This window comes from Runella sp. SP2, assembly GCF_003711225.1.
Taxonomy (GTDB): Bacteria; Bacteroidota; Bacteroidia; order Cytophagales; family Spirosomataceae; genus Runella.
In genome coordinates this window covers 3,134,909-3,152,359 of the sequence record NZ_CP031030.1, presented here as the reverse complement: position 1 = coordinate 3,152,359, position 17,451 = coordinate 3,134,909, and the positions used below count along the sequence as shown (strand labels likewise).

At 43.5% G+C, this 17,451-nt stretch carries 18 protein-coding genes; 16 read left to right on the top strand and 2 right to left on the bottom strand.

Annotated features, from left to right (window positions below; translation table 11 throughout):
• Positions 1-26: 26 nt before the first annotated feature.
• The 16 genes from DTQ70_RS13215 to DTQ70_RS13140 all read left to right on the top strand — a co-directional run bounded on the left by DTQ70_RS13215 (position 27) and on the right by DTQ70_RS13140 (position 15,319).
• Complete coding sequence (locus tag DTQ70_RS13215) at positions 27-224, top strand: response regulator transcription factor (RefSeq protein ID WP_122931239.1); 198 nt, start codon at positions 27-29, stop codon at positions 222-224.
• Positions 225-266: 42 nt separating this feature from the next.
• The gene (locus DTQ70_RS13210) at positions 267-1,457 is read left to right on the top strand and encodes a nuclear transport factor 2 family protein (protein WP_164490004.1); all 1,191 of its coding nucleotides are present in this window, start codon (positions 267-269) and stop codon (positions 1,455-1,457) included.
• 295 nt (positions 1,458-1,752) lie between these two features.
• The gene (locus DTQ70_RS13205; RefSeq protein WP_122931237.1) at positions 1,753-2,736 is read left to right on the top strand and encodes an SDR family oxidoreductase; all 984 of its coding nucleotides are present in this window, start codon (positions 1,753-1,755) and stop codon (positions 2,734-2,736) included.
• 27 nt (positions 2,737-2,763) lie between these two features.
• Positions 2,764-2,997, top strand: coding sequence for a hypothetical protein (locus DTQ70_RS13200; RefSeq protein ID WP_122931236.1), 234 nt, complete (start codon positions 2,764-2,766; stop codon positions 2,995-2,997).
• Positions 2,998-3,124: 127 nt separating this feature from the next.
• Complete coding sequence (locus tag DTQ70_RS13195) at positions 3,125-3,370, top strand: response regulator transcription factor (protein WP_164490003.1); 246 nt, start codon at positions 3,125-3,127, stop codon at positions 3,368-3,370.
• A 423-nt stretch (positions 3,371-3,793) separates the two neighbouring features.
• On the top strand, positions 3,794-4,741 hold the full coding sequence (locus DTQ70_RS13190) for an NAD(P)-dependent alcohol dehydrogenase (RefSeq protein WP_122931234.1): 948 nt from the start codon (positions 3,794-3,796) through the stop codon (positions 4,739-4,741).
• Positions 4,742-5,066: 325 nt separating this feature from the next.
• Complete coding sequence (locus DTQ70_RS13185; protein WP_164490002.1) at positions 5,067-7,841, top strand: triple tyrosine motif-containing protein; 2,775 nt, start codon at positions 5,067-5,069, stop codon at positions 7,839-7,841.
• 119 nt (positions 7,842-7,960) lie between these two features.
• Positions 7,961-8,671 carry a GNAT family N-acetyltransferase gene (locus DTQ70_RS13180; RefSeq protein ID WP_122931232.1) on the top strand — a complete coding sequence of 237 codons (711 nt, stop codon included), beginning with the start codon at positions 7,961-7,963 and terminating at the stop codon, positions 8,669-8,671.
• Positions 8,668-9,309 (top strand): isoprenylcysteine carboxylmethyltransferase family protein, encoded by a 642-nt coding sequence (locus tag DTQ70_RS13175; RefSeq protein WP_122931231.1) that lies wholly within the window; start codon positions 8,668-8,670, stop codon positions 9,307-9,309. The genes DTQ70_RS13180 and DTQ70_RS13175 overlap by 4 nt, the downstream gene beginning before the upstream one ends.
• A 153-nt stretch (positions 9,310-9,462) precedes the next feature.
• Positions 9,463-9,843: a hypothetical protein gene (locus tag DTQ70_RS13170; protein WP_122931230.1), complete on the top strand. Its 381-nt coding sequence runs from the start codon at positions 9,463-9,465 to the stop codon at positions 9,841-9,843.
• 26 nt (positions 9,844-9,869) lie between these two features.
• On the top strand, positions 9,870-10,181 hold the full coding sequence (locus tag DTQ70_RS13165) for a LytTR family DNA-binding domain-containing protein (protein ID WP_122931229.1): 312 nt from the start codon (positions 9,870-9,872) through the stop codon (positions 10,179-10,181).
• Between the two features lie 71 nt (positions 10,182-10,252).
• Positions 10,253-10,669, top strand: a complete 417-nt coding sequence (aroQ, locus tag DTQ70_RS13160; RefSeq protein WP_122934394.1) for a type II 3-dehydroquinate dehydratase — start codon at positions 10,253-10,255, stop codon at positions 10,667-10,669.
• Complete coding sequence (locus DTQ70_RS13155; RefSeq protein ID WP_122931228.1) at positions 10,666-11,751, top strand: aminotransferase class V-fold PLP-dependent enzyme; 1,086 nt, start codon at positions 10,666-10,668, stop codon at positions 11,749-11,751. Before aroQ ends, DTQ70_RS13155 begins: the two co-directional genes overlap by 4 nt.
• A gap of 47 nt (positions 11,752-11,798) precedes the next feature.
• Positions 11,799-12,161 carry a helix-turn-helix domain-containing protein gene (locus DTQ70_RS13150; protein ID WP_122931227.1) on the top strand — a complete coding sequence of 121 codons (363 nt, stop codon included), beginning with the start codon at positions 11,799-11,801 and terminating at the stop codon, positions 12,159-12,161.
• A gap of 111 nt (positions 12,162-12,272) precedes the next feature.
• Positions 12,273-13,046, top strand: coding sequence for an NIPSNAP family protein (locus tag DTQ70_RS13145; protein WP_122931226.1), 774 nt, complete (start codon positions 12,273-12,275; stop codon positions 13,044-13,046).
• 149 nt (positions 13,047-13,195) lie between these two features.
• Positions 13,196-15,319, top strand: a complete 2,124-nt coding sequence (locus DTQ70_RS13140; RefSeq protein ID WP_122931225.1) for a gliding motility-associated C-terminal domain-containing protein — start codon at positions 13,196-13,198, stop codon at positions 15,317-15,319.
• Positions 15,320-15,323: 4 nt separating this feature from the next.
• Here the strand turns inward: DTQ70_RS13140 and DTQ70_RS13135 are convergent, their stop codons facing one another.
• Positions 15,324-15,923, bottom strand: a complete 600-nt coding sequence (locus DTQ70_RS13135) for a Uma2 family endonuclease (protein ID WP_122931224.1) — start codon at positions 15,921-15,923, stop codon at positions 15,324-15,326.
• A gap of 133 nt (positions 15,924-16,056) precedes the next feature.
• Positions 16,057-17,343: an acetyl-CoA hydrolase/transferase family protein gene (locus tag DTQ70_RS13130; RefSeq protein WP_206019720.1), complete on the bottom strand. Its 1,287-nt coding sequence runs from the start codon at positions 17,341-17,343 to the stop codon at positions 16,057-16,059.
• Between the last annotated feature and the right edge of the window lie 108 nt (positions 17,344-17,451).

Sequence of the window (17,451 nt, the reverse complement as noted above, 5' to 3'; positions counted from 1 at the left end):
AACTTTGTAGCATCAATCAAAAACGTATGCTCACCAAACGCGAAATAGAAGTATTGGAACTCATCAGCCAAGAACTGACCACTGAGCAGATTGCTAGCCAATTGCAAGTGAGCGTCCCCACTATTGAAACCCACCGCCGAAACCTGTTTCAAAAGTTGAGAGTAAAATCGGTAGTTGGTTTGATAAAAGAAGCGATTCGCCAAGGTTTGATTGAGAATCCCTAAGAGATAATTGAATTTTTAAACCATAAACCAATGATCCCTACAATGAAAAAGCTAATTTTTACTTTTGTCATGCTGACGACAGGAAGCATCTACGCCCAAACCGACCTAAAAGCTGCCTTTGAAAAAGGGTTAGCTGATTATGACAAAAATTCGATGGAGGCCATTCAACAAATGGACGATAAGCTGCGCTTTGTGGCGGGGCATAGTGGGCAGTTTTATGACAAGGCCGCAACGCTTGCTTTGCTCAAATCTCGCCCCACTGCCAAAAGCGAGACCCAAATGAGCGACCTGCGCGTAAAACAATCAGGCAGTTTGGGCGTGGTATCGGGCATTAGAAACCATGCTTTGGTACTTCCCAATGGCCAAAAAATGACATGGAAAGATGCCTTCACCTATACCTTTGAATGGAAAAACAACAACTGGACGCTGACCGACTTACACCACACCAAAATAGATTATCAAACGGGCGGCGAAGACAACACGTTCACGACCCAAATGCAGCAAAAAATAGAGAACGAATACAAGACTGATTCCAAAGCTTTTTATACCAATCGCCTTTCTGATGATTTCAGATATTCAACCGTGCAGGGCAGCTATGTGACCAAAGAAATGGCTTTGAAAGGCGAAAAACAAAACATTGTTTCGACCGAGATGCTCCAACCTATGATTTTTCAATCGGGTGACTTGGCCGTTTCTACTGGTATCCACAAAACCGTGCGTTTAGACAAAGACGGTATCGAGCGCAGTAAGCAAGTAGCGGCTACCTATGTTTTTCAGCGGCGCAATAACAAGTGGATGTTTGTAAGCTCACAACAAACCGATATAGCCTCGCCAACAGCCGATGAAGAGGCTGCCGTTAGGCAAGTGATTGATGCCGAAACCAAAGCCTACCACGAAGCCAATCTGGCCGTGTGGGGATCAAACTGGGCGACCACACCTTACATAGAACGGCAAGACGAAAAACTCAGAAAACTGGCTAATACGCCCTATTTGAAAGGTCAAGCCCTCCAAAAAGGCCATCAAGAGTTTGGCAAAACTCACAAACCTACGGGACTTACCTCTACCATCAGTGATTATGAATCGCACATTTCAGGTAATTTGGCTTGGGCTACTTATACCCAAGAAGATAAAAAAGCCGATGGAAGTGTGGGACAAAAACAACGTTCGTTGCGCATTCTGGAGAAAATCAACGGCCAATGGAAGATTGTAATGTTGAGTCTAACGGGCTTTTAGGAGTTTCTTCATACCATAGCAATCGTTTTTTAATAAACTTAAAAAATAACGCGAACTTTTCAAGAAATGTGCCTTTAGGCACTACCTCTTTGTAGTTATAGGGGCCTATTTTCTTATTTTAGTGTGCCGTAGGTACACAACATCGCTTATAAGTGGTGTACCTATGGCACACCAAATCGGACAAACCCTCATTGTTCTACAAATGTTAAGCCTCTATGAGGCACAAAACCAAGTACTTATCTTGAAAAGTTCGCGTTAAAATACTAAATCATCATCTGTATAACCTTTCTATGACATGAAAAAAAAAGCATTTGTAACGGGTGGTACTGGCTTTATCGGTATCAATCTTCTTCATAAATTAGTGGCTGAAGGTTGGGAAGTGACCGCCCTACGTCGTTCCACATCCGACCTTACATATCTTAAAGGCCTAGACATAAACTGGGTAGTAGGCTCGCTGGAAGACCGATTCTCGCTCGAAAAAGGAATGCCTAGTGGTTTAGATGCCGTTTTTCATGTAGCGGGCGACGTTAATTCTTGGAAAAAACAGTACGCGGCTCAAACTGAAACCAACGTGACAGGTACACGTAATATGGTGGAAGTAGCAGTGGCAAAAAAGGCCAAATGCTTTGTTCATACGTCGAGTATCTCTGCTTGGGGAGATGTGCGGGGGCTTACCACCGAAGATACACCCCAACGCGGGGATGTTGCATGGGGTAACTATGAAAAAAACAAATGGGCAGGTGAGCAAGAAGCACTCAAAGGGGTAAATTTGGGAATGAAAGTAGTAGTAATGAACCCTTCCATTGTGTTAGGCCCTTATGATATTACCACTTGGGGAAGTGCGTTTGTTGCGCTTCAAAATGATAAAGCCCCTTTTATCCCCCCGGGCACAAGTTGCTTTGTGCATGTTGACGAAGTAATAAAGGCGCATATTGCAGCTGTAGATAAAGGCCGAAGTGGCGAAAAATACATCTTAGGCGGTGAAAATGCATCTTTCAAAGTATTTATGGATGAAATTTGCCGATTATTGGGAAAGAAAACACCACCCGTTGCCAGCGTTTTTTTATACAAGCTTCTGGGGAAAGTCTTAGATTTTGTAGCTATTTTTACCAATAAACCACCGCTTATTTCTCCCGAATTGGCAGACTTGCTAAGCAGAAAAGATTACCAGTTTTCAAGCGAAAAAGCCCAACAAGAGTTAGGTTTGAGATTAGTACCATTGAATGTTTGTGTCAAAGATGGCTATGATTGGTTAAAGCAAGAAAAGTTTTTAGCATAGAAGAACGCCAATGTGGTACGGTCATCCATGAACTTTATTGGTGGCTACCAACTTGCCATCGGTTATTTGGGTTATGTTGCTTTCTGTTCTACTGACAAGGCTATCCGACGATCTTGGTTGTTGTCCGTCGCGTTTTTGACCTTTTTTGCCCTTATTGTATATGCCTACAATCTCAATGTACGGGAGATGCCGCCGCACAAAACACTCTACATAGATTGCAGCATTTGGACCATTATGGGTTTGAGTGCCTTGTATTTATGAAACAAAGAGAAATAGGATTCGTTGTTAGCCCCCACCCGTATTGGGGGTTGATGTTAGAAGATGCGGTTTTAATTTTGTCCACTCGATTATACTCAAACCTATAAGGTTTCTCTAACCATTGATGTATATGCTTTTTATTGCTGATGATCACCGATTGTTTGTGGATGGGCTCCGTTTCATCATTGATTATGCGACAGACTACAAACTCGCGGGTGTAGTGCATAATGGCCATGAAGTGATGCCTTTTCTTAAAAAACAGCCCATTGATGTCTTGCTTTTGGACATTGACTTGCCAGGAAAATCGGGTAAAGAAGTGGCAATTGAAGTAAAACGACATTATCCAAAAGATGAACTTCTCTTGGTAAAAGAATAAAGACATATAATTGGACAAGTGGTTGGACAGCCTTTGCCGTAAACAATACCTTGAATGATAATGATGGAATTATTTTTCTCTTGAAAGACAACTTGCTGCATATTGAAGATCTTGTTCTTGGTGGTTGAATTGTCTAAAACCTACAGGGACTCAGACGGAAAGCATTAGAAATCAAAAACATTCATTCAACCCCTTTCACTTAAATGGCACTCAAAGTATATGTTTTCGGCAGTACAGATGAACCCAAGTCGCGTAATGAAGACGATGATAAGGCGGAGCGTGAAGCACTCGAAAAAAGAGCGAGGGGAGTGATTGGGATTCTATAACGTACTTATTTGCCCCAAATATCATGGAAAACCATGAGAAGAAAAGTTCTCAGTTTCCGTGATATTTGGGGCAAAATTTTTATGAAATAAACCTCTTATGAAAGCAATTTTACTACAACACTACGGTGACCTTTCCGCCCTAAAAATTGATGAAGTACCTACGCCCGTCCTTTCCGTAGAAGAAGTGCTCGTCAAAGTAAAAGCCTTTACGATTTCGCCTTTGGAGCTCAAAATCAGAAAAGGAGAAGCAAAAATGTTTGTTAGACGCAAACTCCCCATGCTCATGGGCGTCGATTTTTCGGGAGAGATAGTGGCAGTGGGCAGTGCCGTACAGGCATTTAACGTGGGTGACGAAGTGATGGGAGCCATTGACCCTTTTAAGCAATCGGGGCCGTATGCAGAATACGTCGTTGCCAAAACAGACCAACTGATACCCAAACCTGCCGAGCTGAGTTTTGAAATTGCAGCAGCTTTACCCATTGCGGGCGCGTCGGCGCTGAGTTGCTTGCGCGACTTAGGAAAACTCAAATCGGGACAACGAGTGATGATTTTAGGCGCAGCGGGCGCTTTGGGGCATTTGGCTGTACAAATAGCCAAACAGATGGGTGCGAGCGTAACGGGCGTTTGTCGAGCTTCTAACTTTGAGTTTGTGAAAGGACTAGGTGCCGACGAAGTCATAGACTACACCGTTCAAGACCCTTTTGAAAGAGAAGAAGCATACGATCTAATCATTGATATTGTTGATAAATACACGTTCAAACAGGCACAACAAGCACTAAAAAAGGGCGGGATTTTTATCAATACGGTACCTGGACCAGCCAAGTTTTTGCAGGTAGCCTTAAATCCGTTTCGTTCTAAAAAAATGGCATTGCTGATGCTAAAGCTCACTACCAGCGATTTAGCTTGGGTTACTAACCAAGTAAAAGAGGGAAAACTTCGACTGCATTTGGATAAAATATATGGTGGCCTAGAAAGTATCTATGAAGCCACTACCAACGTAGAAGCAGGGCACGTACGTGGTAAATTAGTGATTAAAGTCGGATGATTGATATCAAAGAGTTGTTGCAGAATTTGAGTCGTGCCTTTGCACCAATTGCGGTTATGGCCACTACTACAAGGAAATGCTATCGTGCGTAGTTTGCAAGATTCCAAAGAAACCCTAATTTTGGAATTCATTCGCTATCACTTCCTTACATCAATTGAGGTCACTGTTTGTACATCTTTGGAGAAGCTTTTTTGTACTCATCGGCTTAGGGATAAGTTTTGGTTGGGCGCAAAAAAAGTACCTCGTTTCTATTCTTGACGCGGACAAAGAGTATATTTCTGGCTCCATTTTTTGCCTTCATAAAGATAAAAAAGGCTTTGTTTGGATGGGAACACCTGGGGGGCTTTGTCGCTACGACGGTACTCAAATGCGCTTCGTGCGCGATTCGGCCATTCGTGCAGTGGATTTGGTCAGGACCATTGTGGAAGACCCCAATAGCAATTTTTGGTTGGGGGTGAATAGAATTCCAAGTTTTTTTGAGCGGTACTCGACCGTTGCGTATTTTTTACGAAAAACCGAACGCTTTGTTCACCTTAAAGAGAAAACAAAGGACGGGTGGAGACCGATGAAAGGACAACCGCTGGGACTGATAGGAGCGAGACTCTGGTGTATATCGCCTTCAAACCAGCAGTTGTTTTATTTTGATTTAGTGACTCGACGGAAAACTGTTGTGTTAACCCAAGTGCCTTTTTTTGAGGATAATAACTTCTACGATCATCAATCTATGTTTGATGGGAAACGTTATCTCTGGATTCATCTTTTGGAAGGACTTTTGAGGTTTGATACACAGACATTTGAGTGTCGTTATGTATTTAGTAATCATCCACTGAACAAACTGGGGCAACCCACCTTTTTTAGCCACTTTAAACTGACCGATAAAGGGATTTATGCGGCAACAAAAGATTTTTCAGGTATGCTCATAAGTAATGATTTACGAACCGTCAAACCGACTACGAAAACGCAGGAGTTTTTTGCACCCCATCATTCGGTGGTGACTTTACCGAAAGCGGTCTATCCTCATTACAAAACCTTTGGCGATGGGGTGCAGTGGCTTTGGAATTTTAACTATGGCTATAAACTTAACCCGTTGATTCCCAAATTTCAAAAAATCACCGCCAGTACGCATGAAGTACCCATAAAGCTTTCAAATCGAGGTTTTTTGGCGCTCAATGATAACTTGCTGAGGGTAAATTTGGACGACTATCAAGTGCTGTTGTACAATAAAAAAACGAATGAGTTGTTTTCGCCTAGTCTTAATGATAAGCTCAATAACACAGGCGGACGCACCTTCCGAAGTAAGGATGGAAACGTTTGGATTATGGCAAAAAATAGGCTTTGTGTGTATGACCCGTCGAGTCAAAAAATACGAACATTTGTGAACCCCGATACGCTTCAAAACGAGTCTAAATTTGCCAATACCGTTCGAGATGTCTTTGAAGCAACTCCTATGACGCTGGTTCTGAATACCGAATCGGGGATGTTTGTATTTCATCGAAAACGTTTTACTTTCCAACGAATTCCTTTTTTTGGAACCAATGGGCGTGTGTGTTTAATGGACAAAGAAGGGCGGTTTTACGTGGGTTTTAATGGAAAACTACACATAGGCTACCTCCAAGACACAGTCTGGAGGGCCACTACTGCCCCGATTACAGGCGCTATTTTTCGCAATGGCTACAACGATGTAGCTCATAATCAGGTGTTAGGGGCAAGTGCCACGGGTTTGTTGGTTATTTCTAAAACTACTTGGAAAGTCACCAAATGGACGCCCAAGCAAGGGCTTGCCAGTGAGTATGTGTATGATGCGCTTGTCGATAAAAAGGGGCATTTTTGGGTAAGTACTTCACGGGGTATGTCGAGGATAGATCCCGTGAAGTCAAAAGTCGAAAACTTTAAGCTTACCGATGGACTGCAAAGCAATGATTTTAATTCGCGAACGGCCTCCCTTGCACCCGATGGAGAAATGTTTTTTGGTGGAAGTCAGGGTTTTAACCGCTTTTACCCAGAAGATATTAAAAAGAATACGTATTTGAGTCAACCCTATTTGACGCAATTGACGGTCAAGGAAGCACCCTATAAATTGCCCGTGGTTATCAGTGAAGCAACGTCCATTACGCTGCCGCCCGATAGCAATTCGTTTGCTATTCAGTACAGCGTTATTGATTACGTGTCGGAAGGGGTTAATAGTTACCAATTTCGGCTTTTGGGGTCGGATAGTACGTGGGTTAACGCCAACAAACAAACCATCGCACGCTTTATCCAAGTACCAGCTGGTAAATATGTATTTGAGGTGAAAGCGGCCAATAGTGATGGTGTTTGGAATCCGATTCCTACCCAACTCAACATAGAGATTCGGCCCTATTTTTGGCAAACGAAGTGGTTCAAAGCCTTACTATTTTTGGGGATGATAATTGGCTTGTATTTCTTTGATAAATACCGTGTTCGGCGACTTTTGGCACAGCAACGCAAGGAAATAAAGCTAATGGTACAGACCCAAGAAATCGAACGAAATCGCTTTGCCAAGGAGGTGCACGACGGCATTGGCGCCAACCTTACCGCACTCCGAATCATGGTGGGTTTACTTGGAAACATAGAAATCACAACCCTCAAATCGAAATTGGAAAATGTACTGGAAACTACCTTCGATGATTTGCGAGGACTTATCAATGACATGAGTCCTAGAGGTTTGAAAATCAAAGGATTAGTAGGGGTTTTGCGCGAGCGGGCTATGCTTATCAATCAAACGCAGAAGGTATATGTCATTGTCAACGTGAGTCGTAGATTTCCGAAACACTTGGCTGAGGAGTATGAAGTGAATTTGTACCGAATTGCTCAGGAATTGCTTCAAAATACCCTCAAGCACGCAAGCGCTACCGAGGCGGCCTTTTACCTTGATTTCAGTGTTAAGTGTTTAACTTTGAGTTACAATGACAATGGCGTAGGCTTTGATGTAGCCCAAGCCAAACGCAAAAATGGGAATGGCCTTTCTAATTTGCAGGCACGAACCCAACTGCTCCATGGTACGATGGAGATACATTCGGCAGTGGGGCAAGGAATGGAAGTCATTATTAAAATTCCCTACAATTTAGCGGTAGAACAGTAGCCGTCGCATTTCAGCTTAGATCAAATTCATGGTTTTCCATGAGTCGATTTCATGGAAAACCATGAGGGCACCATCGTAGTGTCTTTTCGACCTTTGTTCAATAATTTATTCATTATGCAATGAAAACGCCCTTTACTTTCGTTTTTCGAGAAATTACAGAAAAAGCAGAGTTGAAACATGCTTTTCGGATGCGGTATCAGGCTTGCCAACATTCTGAAAACAAGGCTTTTATCCGTGAAAATGAGCAACAAATAGACATTGATGGTTTCGATTTACATTCCAAGCATTTTGGATTTTTTCGAGAACATGAAATGGTAGGCTACGTTAGGGCCATTTTTCCTGCTAAAATTTATACGAATCCGCTTGCTGAGGCAATGAAGGCAGAGTACGGAACCCTGATACCACAAACTATGAAGGAAGATTATCCCTTTTTGAGTTATGAAAATGTTCCTGCTAGTCATTTTGAATTTAAAAGAACCTTGGAAGATAATGGAGATGTTATTTGCGAAGCAAGTCGTTTCATCATTCATCCACGTTACCAAAGTAGCGGAGCTGCTAGATTGTTGATAGAGAGTTCGTTAAGTACGCATATTCAGCACGAAGATTGTTCGTATGTAGTCATAAATTGTTGCCCAACACATGAGCGATTTTATACCCGCTACGGTATTAAAAATATTGATGATAATAGAAGCTATACCACCAATGGAGTCGAAAAAATTACGCTGGCGATTAGTATGTCTCCAGCCGCTATTTCCGAACCTTACCGTGAGTATTTGCTTGAACTGAATAATCAATATCGCCAAACTCAACAAATTGTTATGACGCTATGAAATCAAAAATTGGAAATATTCTCCTTTTTGTACTAATAAGCTATTTCCTACCACTTTGGGGGCGGTGGGAATTATTAAAAACACTCCCAATTGTTTTTATGATTTTAAAAACAATTACCCTTGTCACTACACAGCCACCTATTACCATTGAAGGGGCTAATGCGCAAGCTGACCATGATCGTTTTTCTACTTTGGGAATAGTGGTTGTATATATTGGGGGACAGATAGCCGCAATGCTGGAGTGGGTGTTTTTTCGGGGAGGACATGTGGTGTTTGACGTCTTTTTTTGGGTTGGAGTTGTACTGATGGCTGGTGGCTTGGTGTTTCGTGTTTGGTGTATTAAAACCCTTGGGCGTTTTTTCACAACGGAGGTACAAGTGCAGCAAGGTCAGCGAATCATCACCGAAGGACCCTACAAACACGTTCGTCATCCAAGCTATTTGGGGGCTTATTTGGCGATTGTTGGAAGCACCTTGTTGGTACATGCTTATTTCTCAGCAGTTACAACCGCCTTTTTGCTGGGTGTTGCCTACTATTACCGCATTACCGTGGAAGAAACCGCCTTAGTGCGTGAGTTTGGGGATGAGTATGCTGATTATCAGAAAGTTTCTAAGCGGTTTTTGCCGTTTGTATATTAGAAGAAATTACCATTTTGAGCGGAATTTACCCCCAAAATCATGGTTTCCCATGAGTCAATATCATGGGAAACCATGAGAAAGAGTGTGGTAAAATAAAGGGAAGTTTGTGCCGAAGTAAAACCCTATTGTTTAAACCTTTCAGACCTTTATTTTATGAAAACGAACACCTTTATCCTGATTGTAGCGGTTTATAGCCTTTTATTGGGCTTGCCTGCGATTATTGCTCCAATAATGGCTTCCGAATACTTTGGCAAAGTTTCACCTAATGTCAACGAGCTTTCTTTGTTCAATTTTTTAGGAGGCTATCAACTAGCCATGGGCTATTTAGGCTACGTAGCGTATCGCTCAACCGAAAAAGCAACCCGTAGAGGTTGGTTGTTGGCCATCGTTTTTCTGACTGTTTTTGCGGAAGTAGTTTATTTCTACAACCTGAACGTGAGACACATGACGCCTCATAAAACGCTTGTGATGGACATGGGTATTTGGGCTATTATGGCCGTTGGAGCTTTGTATTTTTGGAATAAAGAGAAGTAAACCTAGATTTTAACCCCTTCCCAATCATGAACGCTTTATCTCATTTACCAAACTCAGGAAATTATTTGGTACTTCTACGTGGGCGTTTACGATTGCGTATAGCCGACATCGTTCGACTCGAAGCTGACCGAAACTATACCCGTTTTGTGCTGACCGACGGTCGAACGTTGTTGATGGCACGCACGCTTGGTTCTTTCGAAAAGGAATTGTCCAATGTGTTTTTTCGAGCCAATAAGAGCGTTTTGGTGAATCGTTTGTACATTAAATTTTTAGCTAAAGATTGGCTCGAAATGATGGATGGTTTTGGCGTGGCCGTAGCGAGGCGGCGAAAAATTTGAGAGACCAAAACAAGTTTTGAATGTAACACTGGAAGGTCGTAATATTGCAGTTAAATCAAAACGACCATCCAGTGAAAAAAATACTTATCATCAATGGCCCCAATTTGAACCTATTGGGCAAGCGCGAACCCACCATTTACGGAAGCCAAACCTTTGAAGATTACTTCCAAACCCTTCAGCAACTTTTTCCTGAAGTAGAGTTGCATTACTTTCAATCAAACCACGAAGGCGCCCTCATCGATAAAATCCACGAAATTGGTTTTGCGTTCGACGGAATCGTTCTTAACGCTGGTGCCTATACGCACACGTCGGTTGCCATTGCCGATGCCCTTTCGGCCGTCACAACACCTGCGGTTGAAGTCCATATTTCCAACGTTCACGCTCGCGAAGCTTTCCGTCACCACAGCTACCTCAGCAGCCGCGTAAAAGGTGTCATTGTAGGATTAGGACTCAAAGGATACGAATTAGCGATTCGGTACTTTATATGATAACCTTTTATCCTGGTCCCTCCAAAATTTACCCTCAAGTCGAACAGTACTTGCAGGATGCCTACCGTTCGGGAATTCTGAGCATGAACCACCGCAGCCAAGGCTTCATGGACGTGCTGAAAGAAACTTTGCGGTTGATGCACGACAAATTGGCGATTCCTGCCGATTATTCCATTTATTTGGTATCGTCGGCCACGGAGGCGTGGGAGATAGTGGCGCAGTCGTTGACACAGCAACACAGCGCCCATCACTACAATGGCGCTTTTGGGAAGAAATGGTTTAGCTACGCCACCCACATCGTTCCCCAAACGTCAGGCTCTTTGTTCCCCATCAATCAAACCTTGCCGTATCATTTGTTTCAGGAAGGGGAGGAGCGTGCGGCTTTTAACCGTCAGCGTCTGAGCGATTATGAAGTCCTTTGTTTGACCCACAGCGAAACCTCCAACGGCACCCAAATTCGGATGCAAGAACTGGCCGAAATCCGTTCGTTGACCGATGCGCTGATTGCAGTGGACGCTACTTCGTCGATGGGAGGAGTTGCCTTTGATTGGACGCTCGGCGATGTGTGGTTTGCGTCCGTGCAAAAGTGCTTTGGTTTGCCCGCAGGCATGGGGGTGATGGTATGTTCGCCCAAAGCCCTTGAAAAAGCACGTCAAGTAAACGATATTTTGCGCTACAACAGTTTATTGTTTGTGCACGAAAACTTTGAAAAGTACCAAACCCATTACACGCCCAACACGCTTGGGGTGTATTTGTTGATGCGGGTCATGGAGAAAATTGAACCGATTGCCGCAATTGACCAACAAACGGTTAAACGTGCTGAAATTTTGTATCAATTTATTGAAAATGAAACTGTTTGGGAACCTTTGGTAACAAACAAAGCGACCCGTTCGGATACAGTTATTGCGATCAAAGGGGAGTCAGAAGCGATTGCTGCGCTTAAAAAAGAAGCGACTTTGGCGGGAATTACCTTGGGCAATGGCTACGGCGAATGGAAAAATAATACCTTCCGAATCGCTAATTTTCCTGCCATTGAGGACGAAGAAATGGCGCAATTGAAGTCTTTTTTACGAAAAATATAAGGTAGGAATCCAATAACTGATGACTTTTGCTAATAAAAAAGTGAGTAATGGCAGAACGTAAACTAAATTCGACCAATTACCAAAACCAAGTTTTTCTGGAGGAAAAATGTGCGCTCAACGAACTGATTCACTTGTTAAGCAAACGCTGGTTGACGGAAGTAATGTTCAGTATCGAAGAGGGAAATGTTCGTTTTTCGAGCATCAAAGAAGACCTTAAATACATCAGCGACAATGTGTTGGCCGACCGTTTAAAGCTTTTGGAAAAATACAAACTGATTATCCGAATGGAGAACGAAAAAGAAGTGCCCGTGCGGGTAGAATATACCTTGACATCGAAAGGAACAACGCTCAGTGAATGGTTGGATGTGCTGTGCAATTTCGCCGAAAATGAGATGGATTTTTCGAATTAATGTGCGTTTGCTTAGAAAATTGTGAGTACCCAAAAAGTGAAAGCGCTATTGATTGAGGGGGAGAAGAGACGTTATTTTGAGCTTTCAAAATCACCTAATCGTTCATGTAAGATGTTTAAATCAGTTATTGCATTTTTGGCGCTGTTACTCATTGGATTTACGGCCAATGCCAAGCGCGATTTTTACCAAATTAAAGTGTATCATTTAAAAACCGAAGAGCAGGAAAGAAAAGTAGATGACTTTCTGAAACAAGCCTATTTGCCTGCGCTTCACCGCCTTGGGATTGCGCACGTGGGTGTTTTTAAACCGATTCCCAATCCCGAAAAACCTGCCGACGAAAAGCTGATTTATGTGTTTATTCCGTTTAAGTCGCAAGATGATTTTTTCAAATTAGAACAAAAGTTGGCGGCTGATAAGGCTTACTGGGCCGACGGAAAAGTGTATTTGGATGCGGTTTATACCGAACCGCCCTACGACCGCATCGAGACCATTTTGTTAACGGCGTTTGAAAAGAATCCGCGCTACAATGTGCCTCAGTTTAAATCGCCAATGAAAGAGCGTGTGTACGAATTACGTAGCTACGAAGGGCATACAGAAAAGATTTCAAAAAATAAGATTAAGATGTTCAACGACGGCGACGAAGTGGGACTTTTTAAACGCTTGAATTTCAACGCGGTCTTTTACGGTGAAGTAGTAGCAGGAAGCAGAATGCCGAACCTGATGTACCTCACCACGTTCGAAAATCGCCCCGATCGCGATGCACATTGGAAGTCGTTTAGTGCGGACGAATACTGGAAAAAACTTTCGGCCATGCCTGAGTATCAAAAGAATGTGTCTAAAAACGACCAACGCCTTTTGTACCCAACCGATTATTCGGATATTTAGTGGATAGCTGTAAGTCGGGTTGTGATAGGTGTGAGTCGGGTTGCTCACAACCCGACTCACACCTGTATTCAAAAAAACTAATTCGTTACACTAAAACTTTCTCTCAAACGTTTTAAAATGAAGGTATCACTTCTTTTGAAACGTTGAATATGAAAAAACAATTACGTGAGTTGTTGTTGTGTAGCCTACTGTTTTCTACACCTTATTGGGCTTTTGCTATCCATATCGTTGGGGGAAATTTTGGAATGAAATCGTTGCCTCAAAGAGGTTCTTACCAAATCAATTTGACGCTTTTTTTTGATGTGGAAGGCAGTGCAGCGATTTCAAATGCTGAGACAACCGCCAGTTGCAGTATTCGTTCGATTGCCGATGGGCGTATTGTCCGAAGTTTTACCATGACCCGTCAACGGTTTGAACCCCTAGCGTATAAAAATGCTATCTGCGTGCAACAAGGTAAATTACGAACCGCTACGGGCTATTTCTCCCAAGAACTTTTTTTAGACCCTGCCATTTACAACCAGCCACAGGGGTATTTGCTTGTTTTTACCAATTGCTGTCGTAATCAAGCGATTTCTAATATTCAAAATCCCGTTATTTCTGAAGGCGTAATCACGTTGCAATTTCCTGCCATTACGCAAAATGGGGCGGAATTTCGTAACTCTTCTCCCGATTTTGGCCTTCCAAACGGTGATTATATTTGTATCAATAAGCCTTTTGATTTTAATTCGATGGCGACCGATGCCGATGGCGACGAGTTGCGGTATTCGATGGTCACACCCTACGGAAAATTAGACATAAACAATAGTTTTCAAGAGGTACGGTGGGCGGCGGGATTGGGTTTATCCAACGTGATTCCTGGGCCACGGCCTCCCGTAGTTAATCCTCGAACGGGTCTGATGTCCCTGACGGCCAATCGGCCAGGTCTGTATGTTTTTACTATATTGGTAGAGGAATACCGAGCTGGAAAACGTATCGGTTTTGTTCGGCGCGATTTTCAACTGCCAGTGGTTGACTGTCAGCGTAGTACCCTTCCTGAGCCTCCTATTTATACATCTACTTCCCCCAATCAAGCGGTTCAAGAGTTGGAGTTGTGCGAAGGGGCTTCGGTCACGTTAGCTACTGCGGAAAAAAGCGATTATGCGTACCAATGGCAGAGAGACAATGCCAATTTGATGGGAGCCAATTCGACTTCGTTGCTTGTCACCCAGCCTGGAGATTATCGCGTTATTGTCAGCTCGGCGCTTGTTTGTGCAGGAGATACCAATTCACTGATTGTAAAGGTAAAAAAAGCGCCTTCTCCCACCATTCAACTCAACCCGACGGATACGCTGCGTCTTTGTGCGGCTGAAAATGGTGAATTGCGCGTAACGGAGTCTGCTAATTATCAATACAAATGGTACAGGAATGGAGAAGTGATTGTAGGACAAGAAAAGTCAACCTTGAATGTCCAATCAGCAGGGACGTACAGTGTTCAGGTTACTACCCAACTTCGACCCAATTGCCCTGTTTCTGCTTGGGATACTGTGCAAGTGGTCATAGGGGCCGTCGTTACTTTTGATTCCTTGGGTACAGTGTGTTTTAGCGATTCGGGAGTGGTGCCGTTGCGGGTATCTCCTGCGGGAGGCGTTTTTGTTGGAAAAGGAGTAGAAGCCAACAGTGTGAAGGTCAAAGAAGTTGGAGTAGGGACACATACGGTAAGCTACGAGCTCAAAGACCCAGCTACGGGTTGTATTGGTAAGCAAACCCGTTCGTTGGTTGTGCTGCCCCTTCCCGAAATCAGCCTTGCGACCGCTCAAAGCGTTGCTCAGGGCGAAACAGTTACGCTAAAACCCCAAACGAAAGACCCGATGAATGAACAATTTCAGTGGTCTCCTGCGGAAGGGCTTGACAATCCATTCTCTCCAACTCCTACTGTTTCGGTTCAACAAAATACAACTTATACCCTTCGAGTGACTGATAAAAACGGATGTGTCAATCAGGCAGGGATTAGGCTTGTTTCCTCCAACCTAATCCTAATCCCCGATGCGTTTTCTCCCAATGGCGACGGGGTAAATGACCGCTTGGAGATTAAAAAGAATGGCGATTTTCCCAGCCTTGAACTGTTTATTTACAATCGATGGGGAGAGTTATTGTTTCATGAAAAAGATGCCTACCAAAATTCGTGGGATGGTACCTACCGTGAGAAACGTGTTCAAGCAGGCATCTATAGTTATGTCATTCAAAACTTGGAAAAGGGGGTGAAACAAGCGGGTCGCCTTTGGGTGCTGTATTGATTTATTAAAAATCAATATGTTCGTAAACCTCATCCAAACACAACGTGATGCCTAACGAACGAATCGACAAGAGCCCATCTGTTCCCTGCGCGGCTGTTTTTTGCCACGTGTTTTCTTCCAATTGATACCAAGACTCAACGAGGGGAGTGTGTTGTTCTACGACAATGTATTCCTTCAGCGAAGGGAGTCGTTGGTATAACATAAATTTTTCGCCTCGGTCGTAGTTTTGGGTACTTTTTGACAACATCTCTACAATCACGTACGGGTTAACAATGATGTCCTCGCGACCCTTCCAAAACTCAGGCTTTTCACAAATCACCAAAGCATCAGGGTAAACTGTCGTGTCTTCTGAATCGATGCGAATTTTTTGGTCACTATTCAAAACAAGATATTTCTGCTTTAATCCACGAATAGCTATTTTTAAGGCTGTAGTAATATTGGCACTTATTTCATTGTGGATTGCTTTTGAACCAGCCTTAGGGATTATTAAGCCTAAGTAAAACTCATTTTTGCTCTTCGCTTTTTCTTCAATGCGCAAGTATTCGTCGTGCGTGTAGAGTTTGTTGGAGCGTGGCTTTCGTAAAATTCCCGTGATTAAGACCATACCATTGGACGTTTTTGACAAAGTTATAAAAAATCAGCCAAGGTTCTTTCGATTAGTTGGTGATTTTGTAGTGAGGAAGAGTCGGGTTGTGAGCAACCCGATTCACTTGTTACTAGCAACCCGACTCACTTATTTACAATGCTTTAAACCGTTCAAAACAGGCTTTCTCAAGTCCTTCGCGGTCGTCAGGATGGGCAATGTCGATGAGCGCTTTGGCACGTTGACGAAGGTTTTTGCCAAACAAATAGGCCGAACCGTATTCCGTAATGATGTAGTGTGCATGGGCGCGGGTCGTGACCACCCCTGCTCCTTGTTTGAGGAAAGGAACAATGCGCGATACGCCTTTTTGAGTCCGCGATGGCAGGGCAATAATGGGTTTTCCACCCTGACTCAACGCCGCTCCCCGCATAAAATCCATTTGTCCACCCACGCCCGAATACTGATAAGTTCCGATGGAATCGGAGCAAATTTGCCCCGTTACATCCACTTCTACGGCGCTGTTGATGGCTACTACTTTGGGGTTTTGTTTGATGATGTGCGGGTCGTTGACAAAGTCAATGTCTAAAAAAGAAAAGGCAGGATTGTCGTTGACGTAATCGTACAACCGCTTGGTACCCAAGGCAAAACCCGTGACGGTTTTGTTGGGATTGATGACCTTGAATTTGTTGTTGATGATGTCTTTATCGAACAAATCAATCAACCCATCGCTGAACATTTCAGTATGAACGCCTAAGTTTTTGTGGTGGTAGAGGCATTGCAAGACGGCATTGGGAATGGATCCAATGCCCATTTGCAAGGTGCTGCCGTCGTCAATCAATTCGGCGACGTATTGGCCAATTTTTTGGTCCACTTCCGTCACTGCTCCTCCAAATTTCCCTTCGTGCAGTGCGTCTTCGCAATATACCATGGCGTGAAAACGACTAGCGTGAATCATGCCGTCGCCGTGGGTGCGGGGCACGTTGGGGTTGACTTGTGCAATGACGTAGCGGGCGTTGTTGACGGCCGAACGGGCGATGTCAACCGATACACCCAACGAGCAATACCCGTGCTGGTCGGGTACCGAAACGTGAACGATAGCCACATCGACGGGCAGAATTTTTTGGTTGAATAACTCAGGAATTTCGCTCAAAAAAACGGGTACATAGTCGGCACGGCCTTCGTTGACGGCTTTGCGAATACTTTCCGAAACAAACAACGAATTGATGTGAAAATGCCCTTCAAATTCGGGTTTATCCACGTAAACATCACCATAAACGGTAATCGACACAATTTCTACGTCGTGCAGACGATGTGCTTCTTGGGCAAGATGACGGAGTAAAAACGTTGGCGTTTGGGCACTTCCGTGCACAAATACACGGTTGCCAGACTGAATGCAAGAAAGGGCTTCTTGGGGCGAGACGTAACTGATTTTAGGTCGCAAGGTGTGAGTGAGTTGGTTCTTGGAACAATGCTAATTACCTATCGTTGGTAAAAAAATGATGTTGGTCAGAACTACTCTTTCCAAAGCCGTTTTTCTACTTTTTATCTA